Origin of the sequence: Actinosynnema sp. NPDC059797, from assembly GCF_042732085.1 — a bacterium.
Taxonomy (GTDB): domain Bacteria; phylum Actinomycetota; class Actinomycetes; order Mycobacteriales; family Pseudonocardiaceae; genus Actinosynnema.
This window is the reverse complement of record NZ_JBHWIE010000393.1, coordinates 1-6,200: the sequence shown is the minus strand read 5'-3', so window position 1 is coordinate 6,200 and position 6,200 is coordinate 1. Positions and strand designations below refer to the sequence as shown.

At 74.4% G+C, this 6,200-nt stretch carries 9 protein-coding genes; 4 read left to right on the top strand and 5 right to left on the bottom strand.

The window, feature by feature from the left end:
* On the bottom strand, positions 1–562 hold a 562-nt coding region (locus tag ACFV4N_RS38060), incomplete at its 3' end, for an alpha/beta fold hydrolase (protein ID WP_499677531.1).
* A 69-nt stretch (positions 563–631) separates the two neighbouring features.
* The gene (locus ACFV4N_RS38055; protein ID WP_499677530.1) at positions 632–1,249 is read right to left on the bottom strand and encodes an NADPH-dependent F420 reductase; all 618 of its coding nucleotides are present in this window, start codon (positions 1,247–1,249) and stop codon (positions 632–634) included.
* 99 nt (positions 1,250–1,348) lie between these two features.
* On the opposite strand from ACFV4N_RS38055, the gene ACFV4N_RS38050 reads away from it, so the two are divergent.
* Complete coding sequence (locus ACFV4N_RS38050) at positions 1,349–1,666, top strand: winged helix-turn-helix transcriptional regulator (RefSeq protein ID WP_499677529.1); 318 nt, start codon at positions 1,349–1,351, stop codon at positions 1,664–1,666.
* Between the two features lie 48 nt (positions 1,667–1,714).
* Here ACFV4N_RS38050 and ACFV4N_RS38045 read toward each other — a convergent pair whose 3' ends face one another.
* The 3 genes from ACFV4N_RS38045 to ACFV4N_RS38035 form a co-directional block, all read right to left on the bottom strand.
* Positions 1,715–1,996: an early set domain-containing protein gene (locus tag ACFV4N_RS38045; protein WP_499677528.1), complete on the bottom strand. Its 282-nt coding sequence runs from the start codon at positions 1,994–1,996 to the stop codon at positions 1,715–1,717.
* Between the two features lie 97 nt (positions 1,997–2,093).
* Positions 2,094–2,300, bottom strand: a complete 207-nt coding sequence (locus ACFV4N_RS38040; protein WP_499677527.1) for a DUF397 domain-containing protein — start codon at positions 2,298–2,300, stop codon at positions 2,094–2,096.
* 3 nt (positions 2,301–2,303) lie between these two features.
* Positions 2,304–3,134 (bottom strand): helix-turn-helix domain-containing protein, encoded by an 831-nt coding sequence (locus ACFV4N_RS38035; RefSeq protein ID WP_499677526.1) that lies wholly within the window; start codon positions 3,132–3,134, stop codon positions 2,304–2,306.
* Between the two features lie 335 nt (positions 3,135–3,469).
* Between ACFV4N_RS38035 and ACFV4N_RS38030 the strand changes: the two genes are divergently transcribed.
* The 3 genes from ACFV4N_RS38030 to ACFV4N_RS38020 all read left to right on the top strand — a co-directional run.
* Complete coding sequence (locus ACFV4N_RS38030) at positions 3,470–4,468, top strand: ankyrin repeat domain-containing protein (protein ID WP_499677525.1); 999 nt, start codon at positions 3,470–3,472, stop codon at positions 4,466–4,468.
* Positions 4,469–4,701: 233 nt separating this feature from the next.
* Entirely contained in the window at positions 4,702–5,496 is a 795-nt protein-coding gene (locus tag ACFV4N_RS38025; RefSeq protein ID WP_499677524.1) for a helix-turn-helix domain-containing GNAT family N-acetyltransferase, read from the top strand.
* A gap of 331 nt (positions 5,497–5,827) precedes the next feature.
* The coding region (locus ACFV4N_RS38020) for a TetR/AcrR family transcriptional regulator (protein WP_499677523.1) at positions 5,828–6,200 on the top strand (373 nt) is incomplete at its 3' end.

Below are 6,200 nucleotides of genomic sequence, written 5' to 3'. Positions count from 1 at the left end.
CTACCAGCTGGTCGCGGCCTCCCAGGCGGCGGGCCGGGGGGGGCCCGGGCGGGGGGGGGGGGGGGGGGCCCGGGGCGCCGCGGGGGCGCGCGGGGGGGGCGCCGCCCCCCCCCCCCCACGCCTCCGGGAACATCGGGGCGAGGCCCTTGGTCAGCAGGTCGGTCTCCTCCCGCAGACCGAGGGCCACGCCCGCGTGCACCATCTCGGTGACCCGGTGCGGGTACCGCACGGCGTAGACCAGGGCGAGCACCGAGCCCCACGACGCGGCGAACAGCAACCAGCGGTCGATGCCGAGGTGTTCCCGCAGCCGCTCCATGTCGGCGAGCAGGTGGTCCGTGGTGTTCGTCGACAGGTCCACCACGGGGTTGCCCGCGTGGGGCGTGCTGCGCCCGCAGTTGCGCTGGTCGAACTGGACTATGCGGTAGGCCTCCGGGTCGAAGTAGCGGCGGGCGCGCGGCCACGAGCCGGACCCGGGCCCGCCGTGGACCACCAGGGCGGGTTTGCCGCCCGGGTTGCCGCTGACCTCCCAGTACACGCGGTGCCCGTCGCCCACGTCGAGCATGCCGCTGTCGTGGGGCTCGATCTCCGGGTACAGCACGTCAGACCTCCTCGAAGAGATACAACAGTGCTGTTACATTAGCCCGGTCGCCTCCCGCAGGGGAGGGAACACCGCGCGCACGTCCGCGCCGCCGAGCCACAGGCCGATGGCGAACGCCGTCGCCGCCTCCAGCAGCTCGGCCCGCTCCAGCGGCCCGCCGTCCACCGGCTCGCAGCCGATCGACCGCACCAGTTCGCGCACCACCTCCAGCGCCTCCGGAGAGTCGCCGCACAGCGGCACGCCGAGGGGCTTCCCCTCGAACACCGGTGACGGCAACCGCCACACGCTCAGGTGGACGTGGTTGAACGCCTTGACCACGTGCGCGCCCGTCCGCTCCGCCAGCCGGGCGGCGGCCCTCGGCTCGTCGAGCACGAACCGCCCCGGCACGACCGAGTTCGTGCAGTCGACCAGCACCCTGCCCGGCGCGCGGCCCACCACCTCGGCCGCCACCCCGGCGGGCACGGCGACCAGCACGGCGTCCCCGAACGCCACCGCCTCGGCCGGTGACCCGGCGCGCCCGCCGATCCGCTCCGCCACCGCGCGCGACCGCTCCGGCGACCGCCCGCCGACCAGCACCTCGTGACCGGCGGCGACCCACCGCCGGCCCAGCGCGTCGGCCATACCGCCCGAACCCAGCACCCCGATCCGCATCGGCTTCCTCCCGCGATCGGCCCTGATTGGCCTGTGATTGGCTGGGACCGACGTTAGAAAGCCGGGCAGGCACCGAACGGTGCCCACGAACGGGGGATCATGACCTTCCTCTCCGACTGCCGCGCGCGGCTGGCGTTCGACCTGCTGGCCAACACCTGGCACCCGGTGCTGCTGCACGCGCTGCGCCACGGGCCCCGGCGCCCCGCCGACCTGCGCCGCACCATCGGCGGCATCCGGCCGAAGGTGCTCACCGAGGCGCTGCGCCGCCTCCGGTCCGCCGGCCTGGTGGACCGGCACGTCCACCGCGACCGGGTCGAGTACGCGCTGACCGACCTCGGCCGCAGCCTGCTCGACCCGATCGACGCGCTCGGCCGGTGGGCGCACGAGCGGGGCGACGAGGTGCGGTTGGCGGACTGACCCCGTCCGGGGCACCCCCTCCGCCACGCGGTGGACCGGGGTCGGCCCTCAGCTCTCGATCGTGATCACGCCGCCCTCGCCGTCGACCCGCTGGACGTCGTCGTCGTCGAACCAGTGGCCGTCGGCGGCGAGGTAGCGGAAGCGGTGCGTGCCCGGCGGCAGGACGACCGCCACCGTGCGCGTGCCGTCGCGGCGGGGGATGAGTTCGTGCACGCCGGGCGTCCAGTCGTTGAACGACCCGACCACGCTCACCGGGCCGTGCGGGTCGTCCAGCGGCAGCGAGAAGGTCACGTGGCGCTTGCCGCCGAACAGGCGGGTGCTGCGGAGCATCGCGGTCCCTGCGGGTCGATCCTGCTGGAGGCCTGACAGCTTCCCGGCGTCGGGCTGGTGTTTCAAGTGGACGGTCACACGTCCGGGTGAGCCGGGGTCAGGCCGGTCGGTCGAACCGCCCGTGCCCGGCGCCGCGCAGGAACGCGGCGACCCCGCCGCGCCCGAACACCAGCACCGGGCCGCCGTCGCCGAGCTTGCTGTCCCGCACGGCCAGTTCGCCGCCCGGCAGCGCGGCCAGCTCGACGCAGTTGGACTGGGTCTGCGAGCGGGGCGACTTGCGCCAGGACAGGGGGGACGGCTCCACCGGTCACACCTCCATCTCGGCCCGCAGTTCGATGATGCGCCGCAGCGACAGCGTGGCGCTCAACGCCGCCTCGGCGAGCCGCCCCGCGCGCCGCAGGTAGGGCGTGGTGAGCGACTCCTCCTCCAGGAACACGCCGGAGCGGGCCATCTCCACGTGCACGACGAGCGCGGGCGGCACGTCGAGCATCATGAACGCCTCCACGCGCCCGAGCCGCGGCATCGACCGGACCGGCACGACCCGGATGGTCACGTTGGGCCGCTCCGCCACCGCGACCAGGGACTGCAACTGGTCGTGGTGGACGTCGTCGTTGCCGATCAGCGCCGGTTCGCCGATCAGGGCCGTGTACCGGACGTCGTCCCGGCACAACCGCTCCTGGCGGCGCAGCCGCGCGGCCAGCCGGGCCTCGACCTCGGTCGGCGCGACACCGTCGTCGAGCATGAACGCGCGGGCGTAGTCCGGGGTCTGCAGCAGGCCGGGCACCAGCAGCGGCGACCAGTCGGTGATGTGCGAGGCGCGGTCCTCGTAGTCGGCCAGGAGCGCCGACTCCGGCGTCAGGCCCGGCGCGTTCAGCTCCCACCAGCCGGGGTCGTCGAGCGTGCGCGCCGCGGTGAGCAGCTGCTCGCGGCGCGGCCCGGTGACGTCGTAGAGGCCCAGCAGGCCGGCGACCTCCTCCGGTGCGATGTTGCGCTTGCCCGTCTCCAGGCGCGACAGCACCTGCTTGGACAGCCCGATGGCCACCGAGGCCTGTTCCAGGGTGATCGCGGAGTTCTTGCGCAGGGTGCGCAGCTCGGCGCCGAGCTCCTTCGCTTTCGGACCGGGCGATTTTCTCGGCATGGGTCCCCCGTCCTCGTGACATAGGGTGCTCGATTCCCGAGAAGTTAGTACTTTTCTCGGGAAGATATCTGTGATCACGGCGATCCTCTCACGCCGCGAATTGCGCGGTACGACCGTCGGCGGCGGCCGTACCAGCGCTTTTGCCTGAAAGAGGAGGTGTACCGGGGCTCCCACACGATAGGGTGAAATTTGTGCTCGAGGCGGCTATGATCGACACGCGCGCCGCCGGGCGCGCCCGGTCCGCGGGCAGGGAGCATCCCACCGGCACCCGCACCGCACGTCAGCCGACGGACCTCCGCCCGCCACGCGGACACGGGCAGCAGGAGAGGTTCGCCGTGCCCGCACTCCCCCCTCGGCCGTCCCTGGCGCACCTGCGCAAGCAGGCCAAGTCCCTCCGGCGCGACCGCGCGATCCCGCTCGCCGCCGCACAGCGCGACCTGGCCCGCTCCTACGGCTTCCCCAGCTGGCCCAAGCTCGTCGCGCACGTCACGGCGTCCGAGGAGGACGCCTTCTACCACGCGTGCGAGCAGTCGGACACCGCCCTGCTCGACGCGCTGCACCGGCCGGGCTTCGAGCGGATGGTCAACCACAAGCTCGACTTCGAGGACGAGGCGGGCCTGCGCTGGTTCCTCGACCGGGGCGTGGACGTCAACGCCCACCGCTGCCTGCACCACGCCATCGGCCGGGGCCGGGGCGTCGGGATCCTCCGGCTGCTGCTCGACGCGGGCGCGGACGTCAACCTGCCGTGGGACCGCTGGGACGTCGGCCGCCGCCCGCTGGCGCTGGCCGCCCGGTGCGGGCACCTCGCCGCCTACGACCTGCTGCTGGAGCACGGCGCCGAGGCGTCGCTCGACCCGGTGGACGAGGCCGTGCTCGCGGTGGCGCGCGGCGAGTCCACCAGCCTGCCGCGCTCGCCCGCGCCGGTGCTCGGCACACCGGGCGGCGACGACTTCGGCTGGGGCCTCGGCCAGTTCGCGGCCCTCGGGCGGGTGGACGTGGTGCGGGCCCTGCTCGACGCGGGCGCGGCCGTGGACACCAGGGGCTGGAGCGGGTTCACCCCGCTGGACCAGGCGGCCATGAACGGCCGCGCCGACGTGGTCCGGCTGCTCGTGGCGCGGGGCGCGGACCTCGCGGACAAGGCGTTCGACGAGGAGGGGCCGACACCGCTGGACTGCGCCCTGTGGGGCGTGCGGAACAACCGCGCGGCCGACGGGGACTACCCGGCGACGGAGGCCGCGCTGGTGGCGGCGGGCGCGCCGACCGGGCACACCGGACCGACCGGGGACCCCGGGGTGGACGCCGTGCTCGCCGCCTCGCCGCCACCGGGGAGCTGACCACCCGGGCGGTTCCCCCGCTCCTCACCCGGAACCGCCACGGCGGCTTCCACCAGCAGTGGGGCCTCGTGCGGCTGTGACGTCCCCCCGTCCGCCGCCGAGGCGCCCGCCGGCCTTGGTCGAAGCCGTGTCACCTCGACCGTGCTCCATAGATGGGTGTCTATGGAGTGAGCCTCACTGCATCGTCCGGATTCGATTGACCGGCTCGCTCCACGAGGCGAAGGATCCTCGCCATGACCACTCTCCCGGTCGAGGACGCCGCCGCCTGCGCCGAGCGGTTCGCCTGCCTGGCCGACGCCACGCGCGTGCGGCTGCTGCACGCCGTGGCCGCGGGCGAGACGACCGTCGGCGCGCTGGCCGACCTGCTCGGCGTCACCCAGCCCACGTGCTCGCACCACCTCCGCAGGCTCGCCGACGCGGGCTTCGTCCAGCTGCGCCGCGCCGGCACCGCGACGCTCGCCTCGATCGACCCCTCCGGGCGCCCCCTGCTGCCGCAGGCCGTGGACGCGGTCCTGGGCACGGTCGCCGCCCGCCCGCTCGACCCGCCCGCGGACGTGGCCGTGCGCGCGATGACCGACGCCGACTGGGGCGACGTGCGGCGCATCTACGGCGAGGGCATCGCGACGCGCCAGGCGACGTTCGAGACCGCCACGCCGAGCCGCCGCGCGCTGGAGGTGAAGTGGCTGCCCGACCACCGGTGGGTGGCCGAGGTGGACGGGGAGGTCGCCGGGTGGGCCGCGGCCACCCCGGTGTCGCCCCGCGAGTGCTACGCGGGCGTCGCGGAGACCTCGCTGTACGTGGACGCGCGGCACCGCGGCCGCGGCGTGGGCAAGGCGTTGCTGCACAAGCAGGTCACCGCGGCGGACCAGGCGGGCCTGTGGACGCTCCAGGCGGTGGTGTTCCCGGAGAACCGGGCCAGCATCGCGCTGCACCGCTCGGCCGGCTTCCGCACCGTGGGCATCCGCGAGCGCATCGCCGCGCACCACGGCACGTGGCGCGACACGGTGATGCTGGAGCGCCGCGCCTGACGGGCTCGACCTCGCCCGTCCGGGGCGTACTCCCGGGCAGGGGGAGTTGGCGCAGCCGGATCGCGCGGCGACGCCCCATCCGCGTGCCCTGCGCCCATGCCGAGGTGCCGCTGATCCAACGCGACCGGGTTGCCGGTCGTGCTCGACGAGGTGAGCGCCGAGGAGGCTCCGGCGGTGCTCGGCTCGATGGGCGGCTGCGGCGGAAAACCCCTCGCCCGCAGCCTGCCCGCCGTGTGATCGTGCAGCTCACGCAGTGGGGGAGAGGTGGATCACAGAAGTTGCAGTTTCTGCAAAGTTGCAGTGAGTGCATCTTTTTCCCTACTCTGATCGAGTGAGCAAGGCGGCGGGCGAGGGGCTCCGCGACCGCAAGAAGCGGCAGACCCGTGAGGCGCTCAGCCGCGCGGCCGTCGCCCTCGTCGCCGAACGCGGGCTCGACGGCGTCACGGTGGAGGACATCAGCGCGGCGGCGGACGTCTCGCCGCGCACGTTCTTCAACTACTTCGCCGGCAAGGAAGAAGCCGTCCTCGCGCCCGATCCCGAGGCGGGACCGCGGTTGCGGGCGGGCGTGCTCGCCCAGCCCGCCGGGCTGTCCGCCGCCGAGGCGGTGCGCGAGGCGCTGCTGGCCGAGGTGGCCGCCGAGCTGGACGAGGACCGCGACTCCTGGACGCGGCGGATGTGCGTCGTGCAGCAGCACCCCGTGCTGG